The organism is Ureibacillus sp. FSL K6-0165 (genome assembly GCF_038004285.1).
In the GTDB taxonomy this organism is placed as follows: Bacteria; Bacillota; Bacilli; order Bacillales_A; family Planococcaceae; genus Ureibacillus; species Ureibacillus thermosphaericus.
The window spans coordinates 2,048,276-2,071,508 of record NZ_JBBOQS010000001.1; the positions used below are offsets into that span (position 1 = coordinate 2,048,276).

Genomic DNA, 23,233 nt, shown 5'->3' on the forward strand with positions numbered 1-23,233 from the left:
GATCCTTGAGTTTCATAACTCAAGGATTTTTTAATTGCACATCTTTTATCCATTACTCCCCTACTCTTTTCTCCAATTGTTATTCTCTATTTAATTCTTATTATAGTAGAAATATTTTTATTTTTTTATTGCTAGATGGTATATATCACAAATCTGTCACATAAAGCTGTAATAACTTTAATTGGTATGCAGTGGAACATGACGGGTTTGGAGGAATGTAATGTTGAAGAAAACTACCATTATTATTTTAACTTTGCTTTTCTTATTCGGAATACTAGCAGGCTGTTCTACCAGCACATCGAATACTTCTAATAACACTTCCAATTCAACAAATTCTAAAGTCATCAAAATTGCTGCTCATGCACCAATGTCTGGTAGTAATGCTATCATTGGTGAAGCCATCAAATTAGGCGCTCAAATGAAATTAGAGGAAGAATTAGCGAAGTTTGAGGAAATGGGTTTTACATTACAATTGGAACCATACGATGATCAGGCAGATCCAAAAAAAAGGCGTATCCAATGCCAATTTGATTGGAGCAGATGAATCTATTTACGGCGTTATCGGTCATTATAACTCTGGCGTATCGATTGCGGCTTCCGAAATATATGAAAAGTATTATGTTACAATGGTCAACCCTGCAAGTACAGCAACAGAAGTGACAGATCGGGGGCTGACAACAGTTAATCGCATCGTTGCAAGAGATGATCATCAAGGGCCTGCAGGAGCAAGATATGCGGTGAATGGATTGGGAGCAAAAAAGATTTTTGTTATTCAAGATAAAACAACATATGGAACAGGATTGGCAGACGCCTTTGTAGAGGAAGCTGAAAATCTAGGTGCTGAGATTGTAGGGTATGAGGGAATTACTGTTGGCGAAAAAGATTTCAATGGCGTATTAAACTTAGTGTTAAATAAAAAGCCTGATTTAATTTACTTTGGAGGTATTTTTGGCGAAGGTGGAATTCTTATAAAACAGGCACGTGAGAAAGGCATAACAATTCCAATTATGGGTGGAGATGCGCTCTATTCCTCGGCGCTTGTCGATATTGCAGGTGAAACAGTGAAAAATGTGTATATTACAAATATTGCTGGAGATGCGAGCTCTACAACAGAAGGTAAACAGTTTATTGAAAATTATAAGGCGAAATTTAATAAAGATATCGAGCCGTATTCTGCATATGCTTACGATGCGATGGGAGTATTTTTACAAGGATTAGAAAAAGCCATTCATGCCAATAACGGTGAGTTACCATCTAGAAAAGAAGTAGCAGAAGCAGTTCGATCCGTCAAAGATTATAAAGGCGTTTTAACAGACGTTTCTTTTGATGAAAAAGGCGATAATATCAACGCAAAATTGTATCTTTATAAATTTGATGAAGCAACATATCCAGCCACATTTGTTGGTGAAATAAGCCAATAAAAAGACTTTTAACAACAAAACCAATTAGAAAAATAAACAATGCATTTTACTCAAAACAAAAAGAGGAAGGCAGATGAGCTTTCCTCTTTTTATCATTTTATTTAATTCGAAGGTTCCCTTCCCTACTCTCTCGATAAAATAACTATTGTTAGTAAAATGCATAATGATCCAATCCAATCAATCCATCCAAAAGCAACCCCTAAGAATGCTACAGATGTTAATGTTGCGGATAATGGTTCAAAACAAGCTAGTAAACTTGTTTCAGAAGCGCTTAAATATTTTAAGCTATCTAAATAAAAATAAAATGAAAGAACGGTTCCGCAAACAACGACAAATAAGAAAGCAAAGTTTGCCTCAATATGCCATTGCCCTTCAAATTGCCAAGGAGCTCTTATAATGCTAAAAACTATTCCACCTATTAACATTCCCCAGCCAATGGTAATAAAGGATCCCCATTTTTTTAATAATTTAATTGGATAAATCGTGTAAAATGCTAAACCAAGGGCAGACAGAATTCCCCATAAAAAAGCTTCTTTTGAAATCGTTAATGTCTGAATGTTTCCGTGAGTGACAAGCAAAAAAGTTCCAAAAAGTGCTGAAAAAACTGCAATCAGTTCTTTTAATGTCGGTAGACGTTTGGCAATAATAAGATAATACATTGTCACTAATCCTGGACCTAAGTATTGTAAAACCGTTGCTGTTGCCGCGTTTCCGTGTTTGATAGCAGCTAAGTATGTATATTGAACACCGATCATACCAAATATTCCGAAAATGACTAATGGAATGGCGTCATTTTTTTGTTTCCATATGTCAAAAATATGTTTTCCTTCTTTATTATAAGCAATGATTAATAATAACAATCCAGCAAGTAGTAACCGAACAGTTGTAAACCATTCTGTGTTGATATGTAAATGTTGAAACATATATTGGGAAACAGTACCGGATATTCCCCAAAACAATGCAGCAAGAATTACTAACGCCATTCCTTTCGAACGATGTTCAATGGATAACACTAATTTCCCCATAATGATTCCCCCAAAATAAACGATGATAACAATAGTAAACCGTTTTCGAAATTTTTTCAATTTAAAAGTGGACAACTCAATAATAGAGTCATCCACAATATTATGTTCTTATTGATTATAAATCCTTTATAACTTCTTGAATAGGTTTGAGAATTTTTACAAATAATAATTCACCATCGTTGTTTATATCGAATTTCAATGAACCATTTGAATAACGATCTGCTTTAGTGAGTTCAGAAATTGCAAATTTCTCTTGTACTTGTTTTTTCGTTACTACAAGTACCGAATCTTCTTCATTAACAACCAAAACGTTAAAGATACGGTGAGGATTTGTTTTTAATTCTTTCAATATGACAAGACCACGTTTAGCTCGGCCTGTTCGTTCGATTTCGGAAATACTCATCCGTTTGATTGCACCTCGATGGGTAACGACAAGTACATCTTGTTTAGCATCTTTTTCAATTACATTAACTGCGGCTAATATATCATCATCTTTTAAATTGATGCCTTTAACCCCACCTGTTTTGACACCCGTAATCGGTATTTCTTCCATGTTAAATCGTACTGTATAGCTTAAATATGATGTTAGGATAACATCCTTATCGGAAGATACAAGGTTTGCATAAATCATTTCATCGTCATTTTTTAGGTTCATTGACTTAATTGGTTTGGAGTATCGAGATACTTGATATTCAGCTAGACTCGAACGCTTCACTTGTCCTTGTTTTGATGCCGTTAATACATGTAAGTTTTCATCATCAAAGTTTTCAACGCCAATAGCACCTATTACTTTTTCGCCTTCTTCAATCGGAACAATACTTGAAATATGTTGACCTAAATCTTTCCAACGAATATCCGGCAATTCATGAACTGGTTGATAAATGTAGTTACCTTTATTCGTGAAAATTAATAGGTAATGTTGAGTATTCAATGTCTCTTCAAATAGTAAATAATCCGATTCTTTCATTGCAATATCTTCCGGGCTTGACGCTGCATAAGATCGTAGACTTGTCCGTTTTACATAACCATCTTTTGTAACAGTCACGACAACATCTTCGCTTGGCACTAAAACGTCTAGAGACAATTTGATTTCTTTAATTTCAGCTTGGATAGTGGAACGTCGAGGCTCGTCAAACTTTTTACGCAATTCTTGGATTTCTTTTTTAATGACCTTAATTAATTCTTTTTCACTACTTAATATTTTCGATAGTTTTTCTGTTGTTTTTTGTAATTCTTCATGCTCTTTTTGGAGCTGCGTAATATCTGTATTTGTTAAACGATATAATTGCAAGTTAACAATTGCTTCTGCTTGTGCTTCAGTAAATTGGAATTTCGATTGCAAATTGTTTTTTGCATCTCGTTTATCTTTAGAAGAACGAATTGTTTGAATGACGTCATCTAAAATGGATAAAGCTTTTATCAAACCTTCAACGATATGTAATCGATCTTTTGCTTTTTGAAGGTCAAATTTCGTCCTTCTTGTTACAACATCCTTTTGATGATCGATATATGCATCTAGCATTAATGGAAGTGTCATCATTGTTGGACGCCGATTATGAATAGCAATCATATTAAAGTTATATGTGATTTGTAAGTCTGTGTTTTTATATAGATAGTTTAAAATGGCTTCTCCATCAATATCTTTCTTTAATTCAATAACAATTCGGAGTCCTGCTGTTCGGTCAGATTCATCTCGAATGTCAGCAATCCCCTCTAAACGCTTGTCAAAACGCATTTCATCAATTTTCTTTACAAGTTGTGCTTTATTCACATCATAAGGGATTTCAGTGATGACAATTTGCTCTTTTCCACCTTTAATGGGTTCTATTGTTGCTTTGGAGCGAATAATAATTTTTCCTTTGCCTGTTTCATAGGCTTTTTTAATGCCATCAATCCCTTCTATGATTGCACCAGTAGGAAAATCAGGCCCCTTTATGACTGTCATTAAATCATCTACAGTACAATTTGGATGGTCTAGACGCATCAATATTCCATCTAATACTTCTGACAAGTTGTGAGGTGGTATATCTGTTGCGTAACCTGCAGAAATACCAGTAGCACCGTTTACAAGTAAGTTAGGAAGTTTAGCAGGAAGCACAGTCGGTTCAGTGTCTTGGTCATCAAAGTTTGGAACGAAATCGACTGTTTGTTTATCAATATCTTTTAGCATTTCTGCAGCTACAACGGAAAGGCGCGCTTCCGTATAACGCATTGCTGCTGGGGGGTCACCATCAACCGAACCGTTATTTCCATGCATTTCAATTAACGGATAGCGAGCTTTCCAATCTTGGCTAAGTCGTACCATTGCTTCATATACGGATGAATCCCCATGAGGATGGTAGTTACCAATAACATTACCGACTGTTTTCGCAGATTTTCGGAATGGTTTTTCATGGGTATTCCCTTCCCTATACATCGCATAAAGAATTCTACGTTGCACAGGTTTTAATCCATCTCGAGCGTCGGGGATCGCTCGATCTTGAATGATGTATTTACTGTAGCGACCAAAACGATCACCAATCACGTCTTCTAAAGTCAATTCATGAAATCGTTCGGTTGACGCCATTATTCTTCCTCCTTATGTTGGATGAAATCGGTTACTAAAGTATTTGTATCTTCTTCCATACCAAAATCTACATTGGATTCTATCCATTTACGGCGAGGTTCGACTTTATCACCCATTAAAGTTGTAACGCGACGTTCTGCACGGGCGCCATCTTCAATCGTTACACGAATCAGTGTTCTCGTTTCAGGATTCATCGTCGTATCCCATAATTGGTCCGCATTCATTTCGCCGAGACCTTTATAGCGTTGGATAACATAGCCCTTCCCTACTTTTTTAATTTTTTCTTGTAATTCATTTTCGGTCCAAGCATATTCAACAACTTCGTTTTTACCACTGCCTTTTGACACTTTGTAAAGCGGTGGTAAAGCTAAATAGACTTTTCCAGCTTCAATTAATGGGCGCATGTAACGATAGAAAAATGTCAGTAGAAGAACTTGGATATGGGCACCGTCAGTATCTGCATCGGTCATTATAATAATTTTATCGTAAGCCACATCCTCTAAATTAAAATCAGGACCTACTCCGGCTCCGATTGTATGAATAATGGTAGCAATCTCCTCATTTTTCATAATGTCCGTAAGTTTTGCTTTTTCTGTATTAATAACTTTACCGCGGAGTGGCAATATCGCTTGGAACCTGCGATCGCGACCTTGTTTTGCAGATCCCCCTGCAGAATCACCTTCCACGAGGTATAATTCATTTTTTTCGGGATTGCGAGATTGGGCAGGTGTTAACTTCCCAGAAAGAATTGTTTTAGCTTTTTTGCCCTTTTTACCGTTTCGTGCTTCTTCCCTAGCTTTTCTCGCTGCTTCCCTTGCCTGTCCAGCTCGAATTGCTTTCCGAACAAGAGATGCGGATAATTCTGCATTTTCTTCTAAAATATATAACAATTTTTCTGATAAAACAGATTCTACAGCAGTGCGGGCTTCGGGAGTTCCGAGTTTACTTTTTGTTTGGCCCTCAAATTGTAATAACCTTTCTGGAATTCGAACGGAAATGATGGCGGAAAGTCCCTCTCTTATATCGGTACCTTCAAGGTTTTTATCTTTTTCTTTTAATAAACCGACTTTTCGTGCGTACTCATTAAAGATACGAGTTAATGCAGACTTGGCACCAGTTTCATGAGTCCCGCCATCTCGAGTACGAACATTATTGACGAAGGAAAGAATAGTTTCGGAATACCCATCATTAAATTGGAAGGCAAATTCTACTTCTATATCATCATGAGTGCCTTCCACATATTTTACTGGATGGATGACATCTTTTTCTTCATTTAAATATTCAACAAATGCTTGAATTCCGTTTTCATAGCAAAATACTTCCCGCTTTCCTTCTTCCCTTTCATCAATCAGTTCAATTGTCAAACCTTTTAAGAGAAAAGCTGATTCACGTAATCGTTCAGCTAATGTATCATAATTAAATTTTGTTGTGGAAAATATCGTATCATCCGGTAAAAAGTGAACGAGTGTTCCAGTTTCTTTTGTCGTCCCAATTAATTCAAGGGTTGTTACCGGTTTTCCACCATTTTCAAAGCGTTGGCGATGAATTTGACCATCACGATAAATCGTTACTTCAAGAAACTTAGATAGAGCATTTACAACGGATGATCCCACACCGTGTAGACCACCGCTTGTTTTATATCCACCCTGACCAAATTTTCCACCAGCATGAAGCACAGTGAATATTATTTCAGGTGTTGGTTTACCTAATTTATGCATTCCTGTTGGCATTCCACGACCGTAGTCTCGAACGCTAATGGAATGATCTTTATGGATTTTGACGATGATATGTGAACCAAATCCAGCAAGGGCTTCATCCACTGCATTATCTACAATTTCATAAACTAAGTGATGAAGACCTCGGCTGTCAGTGGATCCAATATACATCCCTGGACGTTTCCGTACAGCATCCAAGCCTTCTAATACTTGAATGGCATCGGCATCATATGTGATCCCTGTTTGATTTATTGCCAAATTAAATCCCTCCAAATACAAACATCCGTTCTGTATCACTAATCGTACAGAGAATCGTTCCATCTGTCAATCACTAGTACATTCGAGCATCCTTTTCATTTTAACAAATTTTTGAAAAGAAAAAAGAAAATTTTTCATAAAGTGTACTTTGTACTGTTTTCATCTTAAAAATAAAAGATTGCCTAATAAATATACTTGCCAACACAATCGCTTTATTTATTTTACAAAGGATAACATATATAATAAATGAAGACATTTCTTTGATTCACGATTAAACATATGATTTCCTTCCACTGTACTATATTTTTTCGCGAATAATAGAAAAAAGCGAAAATGACCTTTCTCTTATAAGAGAAAAAGTGTAAAATGATTATCGCTAATAGTAAAACGTTTATTTTGAAAGGAATCTTGGTATGATTAATGTAATAGCAGTCATTTGTGCGTATTTAATCGGTTCGATTCCGTCTGGATTATGGATTGGAAAAATTTTTTATAAAACGGATATTCGAGAATTTGGAAGTGGTAACTTAGGTGCTACAAATACATTCCGCGTATTAGGAAAAAAAGCTGGAATGGTTGTTACCATCATGGATATTTTAAAAGGTACAGTAGCAACGATACTACCAATGTTTCCGTTTTTCAGTGATACGATAGTACATCCTCTTATTTTAGGAGCAATAGCCGCGGTTGGACATATGTTCCCAATCTTTGCAGGTTTTCGTGGCGGAAAAGCTGTGGCAACATCAGGCGGTGTATTGTTAGGTTATTCATGGCCGTTTTTTATAATTTTAATCATCGGCTTCTTCATCAGTTTAAAACTGACGAAAATTGTTAGTTTATCGTCAATGGTTGTATCTGTCATAGCCGTGATTTATAGCATTATTTACTGGTTACTTACTGGTGATTACGCATTATTTATCTTAGTATTGATTTTAGCAACTTTTATATTTTATCGACATAAATCCAATATCAAACGCATCAAAGAAGGTACGGAACCGAAAGTTAAGTGGTTATAATGTTTTTCGAAAGGATTTGGCGTAAATGAAAATTATTATTTCGGATGAAGCGTTGGCTTGGTTCAAAGAAGAAATGGAAGTAGAATCAGGTGATTACATAAGGTTTTACGCTCGTTACGGTGGTTCTTCCCCTTTCCATGAAGCTTTTTCTTTAGGAATGAACCGTGAAAAGCCTCATAATATTGGGGTTGAAACGGTTGTAGATGGCATCCATTTTTATGTTGAAAAAGATGATGAATGGTTTTTCAATAATCATGACTTATATGTTTCTATTGATTCAAAAACGGATGAATTAATTTACGACTATAAAAAATAAAAAAAGGAAGTGGATCAAAAAATCCACTTCCTTTTTACTTAAAATTTTTTTATATCGATAACTTCTTTTTCGTATCCAAGTGCTATTACCATTTCGTTATATGCATTTAACACTTCATTATATAATAGGTTTACCTGTTCTTCATTTACTTCTCCATCCATCTCATAGCGTGCAGCATCAAATTGGCTACTAAATTCATTTAATTTCACTTTAAGAGTTTCTACTTGTTGCGATTGTCTCGCTTCCTCACTTGCATATGTATAAACATTAAATGAATGCTGGTTAGCAGTAAATTTTTCAATTAATTCGGTACGTTTTTTTCCTTTGACTGAAGCAATTTTTTTTAATTGTTTCATTAGATCCATTACATTACGGCTTTGATTTACGAGCGTTTCAACCATATTCATATGCAATGTCCCTCCCCAACATACTTAACTATTATCCACTTCATTATTTTATCAAAATTAAATGTAAATAGCATAAAATCTAGTACAAGTAAATAAAAAAAGCAATCATATTCAAATAAAAAAGAAACTGGCCTTTTGCCAGTTTCTCACGAATTTATACTTCTCCTCTTTTACGAACAGCAGCTTCATCTTTAATTTCTTCACGGAAACCTTCGATTGCTTTACGGCGACGCTCATTCTTTTCTCTAATTTTTTCTCTTTCTTCAGGACCTGCAAATTCCATACTTGCTTCTGCTTCATGAATATTTTTAATTGTATTTTTCACCATTGTTTGTAATCGTTCTACGTTGTTTGAACGATTGTCTGGATTCGGTTTTCGATTTGCCATTGAATGCTCCTCCTCCTTCAAAAAATTCAGTATTAGTGTGAATCGAATAATATGAAATATGCATCTGGGATTGCTTAAGAATTTGGTTCCGATTCCATTAATTCATTTTTCAATAATTCCTCATATTCTTTTGAAGTTCTGATTTCAACCGTAATCGCCCCAGGTCTGTAATAAGCTTGAATGAGAAAAGGGATTCCGGTTGTATTTTGGAATTGGAAGTCTAAGCCTCCAAATGAAACCGTAGCATCTCTTCCTTTTGGAACGTATCCAACATCCATGGAATGATGATGTCTTTCGATAATTTTAATTGGAAGCTGATCAACAGCATTAAATAATGTGGAAGATGTTTGACATATGCCTCCACCAATTCCCATTACCAATTTTCCATTCACGATTTCAGGTGCTATTTGATAACCGTAAGCAATTTCTCTAGGTCCAACGACTGCATTAAAGGAAAATGTATCTTCGCTGCCAACAATGATGTTATGAATAGCTGCAGCTGAAATCTCGATGTTTTTACTTCTCCCTGCTTTATTTGGATTAAAGAATGTAGTAAAGGAAGCGAGTACAACTTCTTTTAAATGAGGAACATCAGTAAGTCGATAGTTGCTATCAGTAATCTTTAATGGGATTTCAATCTTTCCACCAGTAAATGAGCGCTTTAATATTTCATCTAACAACTGTGTAGTATTGACTTCAATTCTTGGGGAACCTTTAATAATTTCACCATCTTCATCAATTCGATCAAGGGACATTTCTTTGTAGTAATATGGTTCAATTTCATGAATCCATCGTTCCACTTCACTTTTGAAGATATTTAAGTCTAATTCGATGTCATAATCATACGGATGAAAGGAATGGACTATCTCCTTTGATTCGGGATCAATTATCTCGATGTTGATGGATTGATTATTAGAAAAAGGAAAATCAATCGTGGAAGCATTCACAAAAGTCTGGTTCAGAAACATTAATAAACTGAAAAATACAAATAACTTCTTCATCAACTATCAACACAACCTAATCAATATTTTTATAATTATGTTTCCCTATTTGTACGGACTCATACAAAAAATGAGCAGTCTGAAAAATCATTTTGGATGGCTGATTGTCATGTACGTTTTAGTCACAGATTAATTTTGCAGCGAGGGAAACTTGCATTGATTGTCGGAGGAGGAGAGATTTATATAAGTTAATTGTTATGAAGAAGTAGGGGTGTCAAGAATTTCTCTCGACACCCTAAGTAAATAAACAAGGAAAATTATTTAAAATTTAAACTTTTGCGCTGTTTCGTTTAATGTTTCTGCCATTTTTGCTAATTCATTTGCTGCCGAAGCAATTTCTTGCATTGTACCATGTTGCTGTTCTGATGCCGAAGCAATTTCTTGAATGCTGCTTGATGTTTGCATTGAGCTATTTAATACTTCATTAATGTGATGTACAATTCTTTCAACATGTTCTTTAATTGTTGAACTTTCATCTAAAATTTTATTCATTTGAGTGGAGACTTTTTTGACAGCAATCGTAATATTCGAAAACTCATTTCCTGCTTTATCGACATATTTCATTCCATCCTGAACCGCATTATTTCCTTCGTTCATTGCAAGAACAGAATCTGAAATTTCGCTTTGAATTTCTTGTATTAATTTACTAATTTGTCGAGAAGCATCACTAGATTGCTCTGCAAGTTTTCGAACTTCATCTGCTACCACGGCGAACCCTTTTCCATATTGACCTGCTCGAGCTGCTTCTATCGCTGCATTTAAGGCTAATAAATTTGTTTGATCTGCAATGTCTGTGATTACTGAAACAATCTCATTAATTTCATTCGATTTTTTCCCAAGTAAATTAATTGCCTTTGTTGCAGTGTTTGTTTTACCTTCGATTGCTTTCATTTGGTTGATTGTTTCTTGAATGACTTCAGTACCTGTCATAGCAGCCATAACTGCATCATCTACATTATTATTCGTTTGTTGTATGTTTTCTGTTATCGCATGAACACGATTTGATATATTGGAAATAAGTTGGTTACCTCTTTCCATAAAACTTGTTTGTTCATCAGTACTAGCTGAAATTGTCTGAATGGATGCGGAAATTTGTTCTGTAGCAAGCAATGTTTCTTCTGAGCTTGCTGTAAATTCTTCGCTTGAAGCTTGTACTTGTTCAGTAGCCTTCTTAATTTCTGCTACTAAAAGTTTAACATTATGAACCATATCATTGAAATGTTCTGTTAATTGGCCTATTTCATCTTTATTTTTACATTGAATTTTTTCGATATTTAAGTTCCCTGCTGCAACTTCGTTCATGCCTGCTGCAACTCGCAATATTGGTTTAGTAATCGTTTGAACAATCATGATGCTGAACAAGATAATAAAAATTGCTGAAATTCCAATAATGATATATACAGTATGCTGAATCGTTTTCGCTTCATTTAATACAATTTTTTCCGGCGTTTCTAAAATTAATCCAAAGCCAACTGATTCAATAGGAGCATGTGCAAATATGTATTGTTCACCATTTATACGAAGAGAAGAAATGCCCGAACTATTCAAGCTCTCTTTTAGAATATTGACTGTTTCTTGTTCAAGATTAGACTCATCAATATGTTTGCCAATTATTTCTTCATTATTAGCAACTTGGATATATCCTAAATTGTCAATTAAAACTAAATTAGAAGAAACATCTTCATCATTTTTTAATAGTGTGTCGACCAATATTTCAAAATTTGCAGAGCCACACATAATTCCTATTATATTACCGTTGTCATCTTTAATGGGTGTCGCCCCTACGATGATTCGATTACCGGTAGCTTTAGATATTAATACTTCAGAATATGTACTTTCTCCTTTTAAAGCAATTGGATAATAACTACGATCGGAATAATCAGATCCAATACTTTCAGGTTTTGAATGAGCTATAACGGTTCCATCAGTATTAAGCACAAACATCGTTTCAAATACTTTTGATCGCGCTTCAAGAGTTTGTAAATATGGAATCATACTTTCAGAATCCATCGATTTCATAACATCACTTTCTGCTGCAACTTGCATTTCTCCCATCTGTGCGGAAAACCATTGATTGACAAATTCCGCTTTACTTAACAAAAGATTGTGCATTGCTTCTTCTTCTTTTTTGACAGTAATTTTACTATTCATGTTTTGAATAACAAATGAAACTAGAATTAATGGAAGCACTGAAACCAGTAAAAACCAACCGATAAACTTCTTTTTAATGCTATACTTTGCATGTAAACTTTTAATTTCCCCCAAATGAACCCTCTCCCAATAAATATAATTTTTAGATTTTTCAATTTATTATATAACTAAAACGATTAGAAATAAATAACTTAATAGTAATTTAATGGTTGTAATTTATGTTCATTTTTTCTATTATTCTAACATAATTTTCTAAAAAAGGAGAAAATTCTGCACTGAGCAGATTTTTCTCCTTATAAACAACACAAACGTATTTGAATATGATTTTAATAATGTTGTTCATAAATTGTTTTGTAAACCAAATTAACAATCGATTTTATAAATAAAAGTTAATACAACATTTCAAATAAACGGCTGTCCGCAATATTCGTATCGATTGGGCATACTTTTGAATCTCTACCATACTGCCATATCCATACATTTCCTTTACATGATACTTTTGTTGGATCGAATTTCGGTGCTAATTGTGCTTTCGTTACGCCAGGTGCTGGTTCTGCACTCCATAATATAGCTTGATTGGCAACGAGTTCATCATCGCTGACAGCTTGACAATAAGCATTTGCAAAGTTTCCTTCCGTCGGATCATGATAAAAGCCCGGTTTAAAATCAGTGTTATACAAATAATTGACATAACCACGAATCCAATTGCTGTCTACTTCAAAAAACCGTTCAACATTTGCAAATATCGGAGTTCCCTTTCGAATACCGAGCCGTTTTGCATGATAAGAAGCAAACATTGCAACCATTCTTCCTTCGTTCTCTCCAACTGCTCTTTTAAAATCGTTATATATTGGGAGTATCTTTGTTCCGCTATTGTGGAGCAGTTCAATTTCTTCGCGATCTAAACCGTCAGAAGCTCCTTCTACACGTGTTAAATATCTCCCCCAAAACTCAGGTTTCCCATAATTATTTAAAACACAATTGTAAAGGTCTGTCGTCACTTTTTGTGATGAATCAACACCCCAATGATAAGTAACCACTTCCGTACCTCTTTTCTATTAGTGTTTCCACTATTTATATATATTGAAATGTAGCAACAATTGTTCATAGAAATGAAAAATGAGGGCCGCATTTGACCCTCACTGAATTCATATCTTTGTAAAGATAATGCCCATCAATGCCGTGATTATCCCAACGATTTGATACAATTTTAGTTTTTCATGAAATACGACAAAACTTCCACAAACTACGACTAAGCAGCTTAATGATACGATGGAAAATACTATACTTGCAATTCCCGTTTGTAAAGCAAAGAAATAACAACTATATCCAATTACACTAATTATTCCTACCACAAAACCAATTTTTGCTTCCGGTGTCTGCCATTTCTCTTTTTGAATGAAGCTGTTAATCATTAAATAGACGGTACCTCCGCCGTACATGCAAATTAACATGTTGAGTGGCTGAATGTGCAAATATGTAGATGCTTTCATCAATATACCGAGAACACCAAGTGAGAGAATGGCAAAGCTAATTCTCATCATCCAAGGTAAATATTCTATATGCATATGATTGGAAGGAGAATATTGAATCAAAACGGCTGAACAAATCATGATGATAATGCCAATCCATTGCAGGAGCGTAATATGTTCATGAAAAATTAATGCTGCGCTTAAAATAGGAATGATTGCATTCATACTAATTAATGAACTGGTGATGCTTGCTGGTCCTTTTTCAAAGGCTTTAGACATTTGAATATTGCCGTTTGTATTTAATATTCCGATTATCGCTCCAAGTACAACCGAAGCAAAGTTAAAATTATGTAATCCAACAATTAATCCATAAATCATTGTTAAAATAAAAGCAATCAAATAAAAATAAAGTTGAATATGTATTTTTGAGTACCCTTTAGTAGTACTCCATTTAAAAATCATATTATTTGCACCAAAACAAAACATGGTAGACAATGCTGCCCCGACCCACATAAGTAAGCACCTCTTGCAAAATTTAATTCATTCTATTTTAGGTTCTATACATTGAAAATTTCAATGATTTTTCAATCAATAATTTTCTTTATTTTCACCATATTTTCTACCTTATGTTATTTGCTATAATGATAACTCAAATAGAATGGACCCACCTCAAACCAATGGAGAAGGGTCCAGTACATAAAACAATATTAATAATTTTTTTCTAATCGCTCTTGTAAATTGATTAAAACTTCCTTGGCTTTTCCTTCTATTATACAATCAAAGTAGGTTGAATGATGTGCAATTTCTTTATTGATGTACACTTTTTTTCCTTTGGTCATCTTAGGAAGTTGGTTTACCGGATATACTTCCAAACTTGTTCCAATAACGATGACTAAATCTGCACTTTGAATATTTAATAATGCATTGTGCCATGCTCTTTCAGGAAGCATTTCACCAAATAACACAACATTTGGTCTTAAGTTTCCTTGACAATGAGCACAATGTTCCTTGGCTAAAAAAGCTTCTTTTGAAGCGCTTCTTCCACACGAATGGCAACGAAATGTATAGATGGATCCGTGCAACTCTTCTACTTGGGTGTTGCCTGCTTTTGAATGGAATCCGTCGACATTTTGAGTAGCAATGTGTTGAAGGATTCCTCTTTTCTCCCAATTCGCAAGAATATAATGTCCTTCATGGGGAGAACATTTGTCCAGTAAATTAATTCTCATAGAATAAAATTCATGAAACAACGGATAATTGGATTCTATAGCGTCAACTGTTGCAACTTGCTGCGGGTCAGTTTTTGTCCACCAACCAGATGCAGAACGAAAATCGGGTACACCGCTTTCTGTTGACATACCCGCACCAGTCAATACAATTGTTTTTTTCGATGAACGAATCCATTCAACAACTGTTTGTATTTGGCTCAAATCCCCCACTCCTCTCTCTTATCCTTATCAATATTTATCTCATAAATTTTCCAAGAAGAAAATAAAAAAGTGCGATGGAAGTAGTGAATCCATTAAAATGCTTTATCGTACAGTTTATATATCTGCTCGTGCGGATAGATAAAACGCTTGTTCGTATGAATATGTCGCTTGTGCAGATAAATATATCCCTTGTGCAGATAAATATATCCCTTGTGCGGATGAAGATATTACTCGTGCAGATAAATACATCACTTGTGCAGATGCATACAAGTTCGAGCTGATGAAGCCTACTCTTGTTCAGTTAATAATTAAAAGTCTGTGCCAACATTACTTAACAGGCACAGACTTTTGTTCATCATCGTAGTAAAAATTCCGCAGTTATTTCATATCCCCGCATGTAATCTGGTGAACCCGGAAAACTTTGCATAAAACCATGAACGTTTCCATCAAAGCGAACAAGTTTTACATCAACACCAGTATTTTTTAATATCTCTGCAAAATATTCTCCTTCATCACATAAAGGATCGTATTCCGAAACAAAAATTAAAGTGGGTGGCATTTGAGCTAAATACATATTATTTGTGTGAAGGGGGGCATAATAGGAAATAGATGTATCCTCAAGATTGGAGATATTCAAAGAATGCAATGTTAAATCAATTCCGTACTTTCCATTAAAAAGCATTCTTGAAATATGGGGACTGTTCTTTATATGTTGGTCTAATTGAATAATTGGATAATGTAACACTTGCTTTTTAAATTGGAAATTTTGCTGAATAGTGAAATCAAGAACAATACTGATGGCAAAATGTGCGCCCAAACTTGGACCGCCTATTGCAATATGATCCGAATGGCCTCCTAATTCTTCAGCGTGTTCTATAATCCATTTTGTTACGTTATAACAACGTTGAAGCATTGATGCTTTATCCGAATTCGTATCATAATCGACTGCAATCACTTTGTAGCCAGTTAAAGAACAAATCATTCGACAACTAACATCATGGCTTTCAACACCACCCGGAATAAAATCTCCTCCGGGGAAAAAAATGAAAATAGGATGTTTTTCCGCTTCATTTGGTGTATAAATGCGAATGGGAATCTCAGAATTCCCTACTTGAACAATTCGATCTTCCACTTGAAATACTTTTGGACGTTTTTCTAAAGGTGGATTTTTTACTTTAATCCCCGTTTTCCTTGCATCCGGATGTTGTTGGAAGTACTGTTCGATATATAAATGAATCGGCATTACTTCACTCCTTTCATTGACATAATTGTGATGGATTGCTCCATACTAATCGATACACTGTACAATTAGAATGTCCAAATGAATAAAAGGATATGACAAATGAAAAAAACTAAGTATAGCCACTAAATCAAGTTTCTATACTTAGCATGAAAAAATTGTGCTGCTTAACAAACTCACTATTTCAAATTTATCTCTATAGTTAAGGGAATCATCCTCATCGACGAAAATTTTCGCAATAAATCCACTTCAAATCGTTGATACTACTGGATTTTCACCCATTTTTTCATTAAAACCATGCACTCTCAGACGCATCGAAATCTAATTGAATGAATAACTCCCTTCAAAATGAGCTGTAAATCGTTTATACAGCACGTATTTAATAATGAAAATTATTCCTTTATTTTACTTTTAACTGCATATAATGTATATTATATGCAGTTAGATTTTTTTCATGGAAAAAGTATTTTTATTGAATCGGTACATTCGCACGTTTTAAAAAAATCGCATTCGCCTTAAACGAATACGATTTCGTGTTAATTACTCTTCCCTATTCCATTTTTTAGATGAAAGGAGGTTTTAAGATGAATACACAGGAAGCAAAAAATCAATTGGACTATTATGAAGATGAATTAGATATTTTTTATACGTATATGGAGGATTTAGGTTATTCGCCTCACACGATAAAATGCTATCTGTCTGATGTACAATCTTTTCTATTGTTTCTTCATGAAAAAGATGATCAATGTGTTCCACTCGATGAGGTTGGATCGAAGCATATTCAAGCGTATTTGAGGAAAACACAAAAAGGCAAAGCCAAAACAACTCGCAACCGAAGATTAATGTCTTTACGAACATTTTTTAAATCTCTTGTGAAAGCGGAAGAATTAACCGTAAACCCAGCAGCAGAAGTTGATTTAGCGAAAACAGAAAAGAATTCTCTTCCTACCTATTTAAATGATGATGAGCTTCGACTGCTTTTTAAATGTATTAAGCATGATCAATACTATATACGCAATAAATGCATTTTAATGCTTATGAGTCTAGCTGGATTACGTGTCATAGAAATACATAATCTGAATACAACAGATCTTATTCGAGATGAAGATGAGCCAGGGATTAAAGTATTAGGAAAAGGAAATAAATCCAGATATATTCCCTTACCTACTCCTTTGTTTAATTTACTTTTAGAGTACGAACGAATGTATAGACCTTTACCAAAACCTGAACATCAAAATGCTTTTTTTGTTTCGAAACGCGGAGAAAGAATTTCAAGAAGAAGAATACAAATGATTGCAGAAGATACTTTTGCTTCGTTAAAAAGTTTACCTGATTTCACTTACTTACAAAACAAAAAGTTATCATCTCATAAATTGCGGCATACTTTCGGGACTAGACTTGTGCGCGGCGGAGTTGATCTTGTTACAGTACAAGAATTAATGGGACATACAAACTTGAGTACAACCCAAATTTATACGCACGTGAATAATAAGCAAAAGCAAGAAGCGATGAGAAATCAAAACGTTGGGAAATTTTTTGAATGAGGTGTCTAGAAAGGCGAATACTTCCAGACACCCTTCACTTTCTACAGCAGGAGCAATGACTTCACAAAATTTTACTACTATGAATAATAAATAAATTTTATTGCATCCATTCGTAATCTTCTCTCACATTCTTCGCAGCGGAAAATTTTACTCTTATTTTCCTTAAATAATTGATATTTTAAAGACCCCTCATATAAATTAAATTTTTGTTTGCAGCTAGAACAAATTACCTCATAGTAAATCATCGTTTTCCTCCTTAGTGAAATGTTTTTAGTTATGACTCCAAATAACATTGCTGAACATCTAACTATGGACTTCGCATAAACTTACCACAAGAAGTTTTTAAAAAAGATATGCATAACAACAATAATATGCTTTCAATTTTTAATGATCTAGGAGATTGCTGAACTTCTATGAGAGGAGTAATATGATAAACAGTATAATATTCAAAAATACCTTAATAGTTCCTTTTTAATTGCAAAGCTATGTAACCGTTTTCATCTTTAGATTTAATGTTACATTCTATTAGTTGATTATGATGGCATTTTCAATGTTTGTTGTTCCAATTTTTTACTTATAATTTAATTATAGAACAGTCATACAAAAAATGAAACTAAAGAGAATTCATGAAAATTTTCTGAATGGTTATCAATATCCTAACTGCTCATTTATTGATTCCTTATCAATAAATTCCATTTCTATTTAATTTGTTTACACAAAACATATATAAGACAAAATATATCGAATGAATATTCTAAGCACACACCCATTAGTCATTTGCCTCATATTCTAGACAAAAAATAAATTGAGGGAAGTGAACTATGGGAATTGAGTTGACGGCACTGCATTGGATCTATGTTGTGTTTATTGTATTGATTATCGGCTTTATGGTGAAACGCAGGGACACTACATTAATTTGTATAGTGGGTATTTTTTTGCTGTCTATTACAGCAACCGGAGATTTCGTTGCTTCCATCAGCAAAGTGTTTTCAAGCTTCATTTATGCCATCACCGAGTTATTATCGACCATCATCATCATTTGTGTCATTGTTGCCATGAGCCGCGTTTTACTGAAAACGGGCATTAATGAAGTGATGGTTTCCCCATTTGCAAAAATTATAAAGAATCCAACTTTAGCGTTTTGGACAATCGGAATTTTAATGATGCTAATTTCTTGGTTTTTCTGGCCTTCCCCAGCTGTTGCATTACTTGGTGCTGTTTTGTTGCCTGTTGCTATTCGTGCTGGACTCCCCGCTCTAGGTGTTGCGATGGCAATGAACTTGTTTGGCCACGGTATTGCCCTCTCTGGTGACTTTGTTATTCAAGGAGCGCCGAAATTAACAGCCGATGCAGCTGGACTTCCGGTTCACGAAGTCATTTCTGCAAGCATTCCTCTAGTGATTGTGATGGGGATTGTTACGACAGTTGTAGCATTTCTATTGTTAAAACGGGATATGAAGCGCGGTACGATTGACATGATTGGAAATTTTGATGGTGAAACTCAGGAACAAGAAGAGGTTGACACAAATCTTTTATCGATGAGACAAAAGCGAATATTTGCGATATTGATACCAATTGCCTTCTTATTAAATGTAGTGGCTATGTCTATATTTGATTTAACTGGTGGAGATGCGACAGCATTAATTGGTGGAACAACGTTAGCACTTCTATTACTCCTTTCAATGTTTGCCCATAAAAATGCTGGACTAGAAAAAACGACAAGTTATTTAATTCAAGGTTTCCAATTTGGTTTTAAAGTGTTTGGTCCTGTTATTCCAATTGCCGCATTCTTCTATTTAGGAGATTCTGGATTTACTCAAATCATCGGCAATCATTTACCAGAAGGATCTCAAGGCATCATTAATGATTTAGGGGTCGCACTAGCAGCGGTTGTGCCTTTAACCGCTGAAATTGCTGCAGTGACAGTTGCAGGAGTTGGCGCAATTACAGGGTTAGATGGCTCCGGATTTTCTGGTATTTCGTTAGTAGGTTCGATTGCTAATCTATTTGGTACAGTGATTGGTGAAGGAACTGCTACTCTTACAGCATTAGGTCAAATTGCAGCCATTTATGTTGGTGGTGGAACTTTAGTACCATGGGCTTTAATTCCAGCAGCAGCAATCTGTAATGTCAGTCCATTTGAGTTGGCTAGAAGAAACTTAATTCCAGTAGTAATTGGATTATTTGTGACGACAATTGTTGCGATGTTTTTAATATAAATAAAGAAAGAAACCGTATAACAAACGTTGCGGTTTCTTTCTTTATTTATATGCTTTTGTGAGTTAATGTTCAAAACCATCAACGTATCTTCCATCTTTCGGAATTGCCAATTCATCGAAGTGATGAACTAATTGGGCTAATCCATTTTCCAATTCTTCACCCGACATTGGAACACCGTGTCCACATAGTGCCACTCTTGGACGAAGATAAGCGAGTTTTGTAACGCTTTCTCTTGCTAATTTCCAATTCGTTGTAAAATATTTAGGTGGGCCAGAGATTTCCTTTTCTTGTACAAAAACTTTAAACAAAGACTCTTGTTTCACCGTAACGAACGCATCACCAGCAATTAGCGCACGGTCGCGTTCACGAAAAAGAGAGATATGACCTGGTGAATGTCCCGGTGTTGGAATCCACTTCCATTCAGGTAACATCGGGATTGTTCCATTTTTCGGCAGTGCATGAACAAAAGAATCTAACTGTATTGGCTGTTTAGGAAAGTATGGTGACATTCTCGCAACGAGTCCACGATCTACCGTAGGATCTGGATTTGGATAGCTTTGTTCTCCTATTAAAAATGGGATTTCTTCTTCATGGGCATATACTGGGACATTCCAATGTTTTACTAAATCAACAATTGCGCCAACATGATCAAAATGTCCATGGGTTAAAAGAATCGCTTTTGGGCGGGCATTTTGACCGAAACGCTGCTCAGCTTCTTCAATGATTGCATTAGCTGATTTCGGCATTCCCGCATCAACTAAAACCCATTGATTGTCTTTATCTGGATCACCAATAAAGCAAACATTGACTACTTGGATTGTAAAATGATATAAATCCTCTGTAATGTTTAGCCCTACCCCACTTAATATAGAAGTGACGGGAATAAATTTATAATCATCACCATAATGTAGCTGTTCGGACATTTCATTACCCCCTTTACATATTATTGAGTATTTCCAATTATGAATTCTTTATTTGTTCAAGAACTTCATTTTGCACTCGCTATTGTCATTCATATGTATGAATTGTTTTATTAATAAAAAAACTGTAAAAATTCTTCCGTGGAAGAAGAATTTTTACAGTTTTCATTAAATATGATAATCAATTGGTTCGTAACCATCGACAAAATGCCAGTCGTAAGGTGTTTCTTGGTAAACATAGTAGTTCAACCAGTTATAGAATAATAGGTGGGCATGTGCTCTCCAACTATTTTTTGGTTTTTTTGTTGGGTCATTGTTAGGAAAATAGTTTGCTGGAATGTCTATTGGTAATCCTTTCTTTACATCACGCTCATATTCTTCGGCAAGGGTTGTTGCATCATATTCCAAGTGTCCTGTAATCATAATGTGTTTATTATCTTTTGATTGAATGATAAAAGGTCCTACTTCTTCAGAATAGCTCAACAATTGTAAATCAGGATGTTGTTGCACTTCCTCTAAGGAAACTGACGTGTATCGAGAATGAGGTGCCACAAATTCATCATTGAAACCACGAACTAAATCGTTTGTTAAGTCTGTTATAGTGTGTGAATAGATACCAGAACATTTTTTCGGCAACTCAAATTTCCCTATTCCGAAGTGATAATATAGTGCTGCTTGTGCCGCCCAACATATATAAATTATCGATGTCACATTGTCTTGTGCCCAGTCTAAAATTTCAGTTAATTCTTTCCAATAATTAACTTCTTCAAATTCCAACCGTTCTACTGGTGCCCCGGTAATGACCATTCCATCAAAACGGCGATGCTTGATTTCATCAAAAGTTTTATAAAACATCTCTAAATGGCTTTTTGACACATTTTTTGGCTCATATGAAGCTGTATTTAAAAATGTTACATTTGTTTGTAAAGGAGTGTTACCGAGTAAACGCAATAATTGTAATTCTGCTTTTTCTTTTTCAGGCATCAAGTTAAAAACCAAAATATTTAATGGTCGGATTTCCTGTGATAACGCACGGTCTTCTTCCATGACGAAAATCTTTTCATTTCTTAAAATTTCTCCAGCTGGTAAATTCTTCGGAATATTAATTGGCATTTCTCATGTCCCCCAATTCTACATTTAATTATTAAAAAACCCTCTCATTCCAGCATAGGAAATGAGAGGGTACAAACATTTCATGTACGCACTCTCTTATCTCCCAAGGCATAGCCTTGCTGGAATTAGCACCTTTCTAACAATCGTTAGAGGTTGCTGAAGCTTCATTGGGCCAAGTCCCTCCGCTTCTCTTGATAAGAAAGTTTTGAATCCTTATAAAATTAAGATAATCCTAACACATTTAATAGGGATTTGCAATATTAGGTTATTTTATTTTACTCTGCATTTTTGTTAGCCATTCCGAGCTCTCTTTCTCATTCAATTCTTGTTCTAATTGTTGATCCCAACTATTAAATAATGTATTCCATACGCGGATAAATAATTCCTTGTTTTCAGCGTTCCAAATAATGAATTCGATACAAGGGACATCATTTACTTGAGTATTTTCCATTGATAGTATGGATTTGATTTCTTGATGATCTTCTTCCAGTTCCGTCGCTTGCATGTTTTGTATTGCTTTCATCATAAAAGGTGCACTTACTGGCCCCTCTTCATTACGTATATAACGATAGATTTGTTCCGGAAAATCATCAAAGTCTAATACTTCCTCAATATCGCCTTCTACGATTTGATGATGTACAGGGCTATATAGTAGCTCTATTGCTACGGGTTCTAATTCCTCTTCAAATACTCCTAGAGAAAATTGTTTCATTCCTTTTTCGGTAAGTTGATAATAGTTATTTTCCCGTATCAACAACCCATTTTTTTGCATTTTCCGTAATAAATCTTCTATAAATAGTGGCTCTACCAGTAAAATTTCACTGAGCTGTTCAGCCCTTTCGAAAGTTGATTTTTGGCAAGAGAAAAGTAAGATTTTCATTAATATATCCATCGTCCTCTTTCGAACTGGCTGATAAGTGATTTCATACGTATGCATCGGAATACACCAAATATCGGTATGAATGATTAAACCAGATTTTTCTTTTTCAAGCTTTTTTATTAATTGTTGCTGTATTTGATGGAGTTCCAT

The 23,233-nt window shown here is 34.9% G+C and carries 19 protein-coding genes, 1 pseudogene and 1 riboswitch; of the genes and pseudogenes, 5 read left to right on the plus strand and 15 right to left on the minus strand.

The window, feature by feature from the left end:
* Positions 1 to 220: 220 nt before the first annotated feature.
* A pseudogene (locus NST00_RS10205) lies at positions 221 to 1,421 on the plus strand (branched-chain amino acid ABC transporter substrate-binding protein).
* Positions 1,422 to 1,543: 122 nt separating this feature from the next.
* Here NST00_RS10205 and NST00_RS10210 read toward each other — a convergent pair.
* The 3 genes from NST00_RS10210 to parE all read right to left on the minus strand — a co-directional run bounded on the left by NST00_RS10210 (position 1,544) and on the right by parE (position 6,985).
* The gene (locus NST00_RS10210) at positions 1,544 to 2,446 is read right to left on the minus strand and encodes a DMT family transporter (protein WP_016838101.1); all 903 of its coding nucleotides are present in this window, start codon (positions 2,444 to 2,446) and stop codon (positions 1,544 to 1,546) included.
* Between the two features lie 115 nt (positions 2,447 to 2,561).
* Entirely contained in the window at positions 2,562 to 5,012 is a 2,451-nt protein-coding gene (gene parC / locus NST00_RS10215) for a DNA topoisomerase IV subunit A (protein ID WP_096551117.1), read from the minus strand.
* Complete coding sequence (gene parE / locus NST00_RS10220) at positions 5,012 to 6,985, minus strand: DNA topoisomerase IV subunit B (protein ID WP_016838099.1); 1,974 nt, start codon at positions 6,983 to 6,985, stop codon at positions 5,012 to 5,014. The genes parC and parE overlap by 1 nt, the downstream gene beginning before the upstream one ends.
* Before the next feature lie 413 nt (positions 6,986 to 7,398).
* Between parE and plsY the strand changes: the two genes are divergently transcribed.
* Positions 7,399 to 8,001, plus strand: coding sequence for a glycerol-3-phosphate 1-O-acyltransferase PlsY (gene plsY / locus NST00_RS10225; protein ID WP_016838098.1), 603 nt, complete (start codon positions 7,399 to 7,401; stop codon positions 7,999 to 8,001).
* A gap of 25 nt (positions 8,002 to 8,026) precedes the next feature.
* Positions 8,027 to 8,317 (plus strand): HesB/YadR/YfhF family protein, encoded by a 291-nt coding sequence (locus NST00_RS10230; protein WP_016838097.1) that lies wholly within the window; start codon positions 8,027 to 8,029, stop codon positions 8,315 to 8,317.
* A 38-nt stretch (positions 8,318 to 8,355) separates the two neighbouring features.
* On the opposite strand, the gene NST00_RS10235 is transcribed toward NST00_RS10230, so the two are convergent.
* The 9 genes from NST00_RS10235 to NST00_RS10275 all read right to left on the minus strand — a co-directional run bounded on the left by NST00_RS10235 (position 8,356) and on the right by NST00_RS10275 (position 16,409).
* A complete protein-coding gene (locus NST00_RS10235; RefSeq protein ID WP_016838096.1) occupies positions 8,356 to 8,724 on the minus strand; it encodes a hypothetical protein in 369 nt (122 codons plus the stop codon).
* 154 nt (positions 8,725 to 8,878) lie between these two features.
* Positions 8,879 to 9,112, minus strand: coding sequence for a small acid-soluble spore protein Tlp (tlp, locus tag NST00_RS10240; protein WP_340709933.1), 234 nt, complete (start codon positions 9,110 to 9,112; stop codon positions 8,879 to 8,881).
* Positions 9,113 to 9,186: 74 nt separating this feature from the next.
* Positions 9,187 to 10,113, minus strand: coding sequence for a VanW family protein (locus NST00_RS10245; protein WP_340710171.1), 927 nt, complete (start codon positions 10,111 to 10,113; stop codon positions 9,187 to 9,189).
* A gap of 261 nt (positions 10,114 to 10,374) precedes the next feature.
* Complete coding sequence (locus NST00_RS10250; RefSeq protein WP_340709934.1) at positions 10,375 to 12,378, minus strand: methyl-accepting chemotaxis protein; 2,004 nt, start codon at positions 12,376 to 12,378, stop codon at positions 10,375 to 10,377.
* Between the two features lie 275 nt (positions 12,379 to 12,653).
* Positions 12,654 to 13,304, minus strand: a complete 651-nt coding sequence (locus NST00_RS10255) for a glycoside hydrolase domain-containing protein (RefSeq protein WP_016838092.1) — start codon at positions 13,302 to 13,304, stop codon at positions 12,654 to 12,656.
* Between the two features lie 108 nt (positions 13,305 to 13,412).
* Positions 13,413 to 14,249, minus strand: a complete 837-nt coding sequence (locus NST00_RS10260; protein WP_016838091.1) for a DMT family transporter — start codon at positions 14,247 to 14,249, stop codon at positions 13,413 to 13,415.
* 194 nt (positions 14,250 to 14,443) lie between these two features.
* Entirely contained in the window at positions 14,444 to 15,166 is a 723-nt protein-coding gene (locus NST00_RS10265; protein WP_016838090.1) for an SIR2 family NAD-dependent protein deacylase, read from the minus strand.
* Positions 15,167 to 15,280: 114 nt separating this feature from the next.
* Positions 15,281 to 15,436, minus strand: coding sequence for a hypothetical protein (locus NST00_RS10270; protein ID WP_157782647.1), 156 nt, complete (start codon positions 15,434 to 15,436; stop codon positions 15,281 to 15,283).
* An 85-nt stretch (positions 15,437 to 15,521) separates the two neighbouring features.
* Positions 15,522 to 16,409 carry an alpha/beta hydrolase gene (locus tag NST00_RS10275; protein WP_016838089.1) on the minus strand — a complete coding sequence of 296 codons (888 nt, stop codon included), beginning with the start codon at positions 16,407 to 16,409 and terminating at the stop codon, positions 15,522 to 15,524.
* 581 nt (positions 16,410 to 16,990) lie between these two features.
* Between NST00_RS10275 and NST00_RS10280 the strand changes: the two genes are divergently transcribed.
* Both NST00_RS10280 and NST00_RS10285 read left to right on the plus strand, forming a co-directional pair.
* The gene (locus NST00_RS10280; RefSeq protein ID WP_016838088.1) at positions 16,991 to 17,950 is read left to right on the plus strand and encodes a tyrosine-type recombinase/integrase; all 960 of its coding nucleotides are present in this window, start codon (positions 16,991 to 16,993) and stop codon (positions 17,948 to 17,950) included.
* A gap of 821 nt (positions 17,951 to 18,771) precedes the next feature.
* Complete coding sequence (locus NST00_RS10285) at positions 18,772 to 20,169, plus strand: hypothetical protein (protein ID WP_096551106.1); 1,398 nt, start codon at positions 18,772 to 18,774, stop codon at positions 20,167 to 20,169.
* 63 nt (positions 20,170 to 20,232) lie between these two features.
* Here the strand turns inward: NST00_RS10285 and NST00_RS10290 are convergent, their stop codons facing one another.
* The 3 genes from NST00_RS10290 to NST00_RS10300 form a co-directional block, all read right to left on the minus strand.
* Positions 20,233 to 21,093: an MBL fold metallo-hydrolase gene (locus NST00_RS10290; protein ID WP_016838085.1), complete on the minus strand. Its 861-nt coding sequence runs from the start codon at positions 21,091 to 21,093 to the stop codon at positions 20,233 to 20,235.
* Between the two features lie 165 nt (positions 21,094 to 21,258).
* On the minus strand, positions 21,259 to 22,203 hold the full coding sequence (gene metA / locus NST00_RS10295) for a homoserine O-acetyltransferase MetA (RefSeq protein WP_016838084.1): 945 nt from the start codon (positions 22,201 to 22,203) through the stop codon (positions 21,259 to 21,261).
* 93 nt (positions 22,204 to 22,296) lie between these two features.
* Positions 22,297 to 22,404, minus strand: a riboswitch (SAM riboswitch).
* A 64-nt stretch (positions 22,405 to 22,468) separates the two neighbouring features.
* Positions 22,469 to 23,233, minus strand: a complete 765-nt coding sequence (locus tag NST00_RS10300; RefSeq protein ID WP_340709935.1) for a hypothetical protein — start codon at positions 23,231 to 23,233, stop codon at positions 22,469 to 22,471.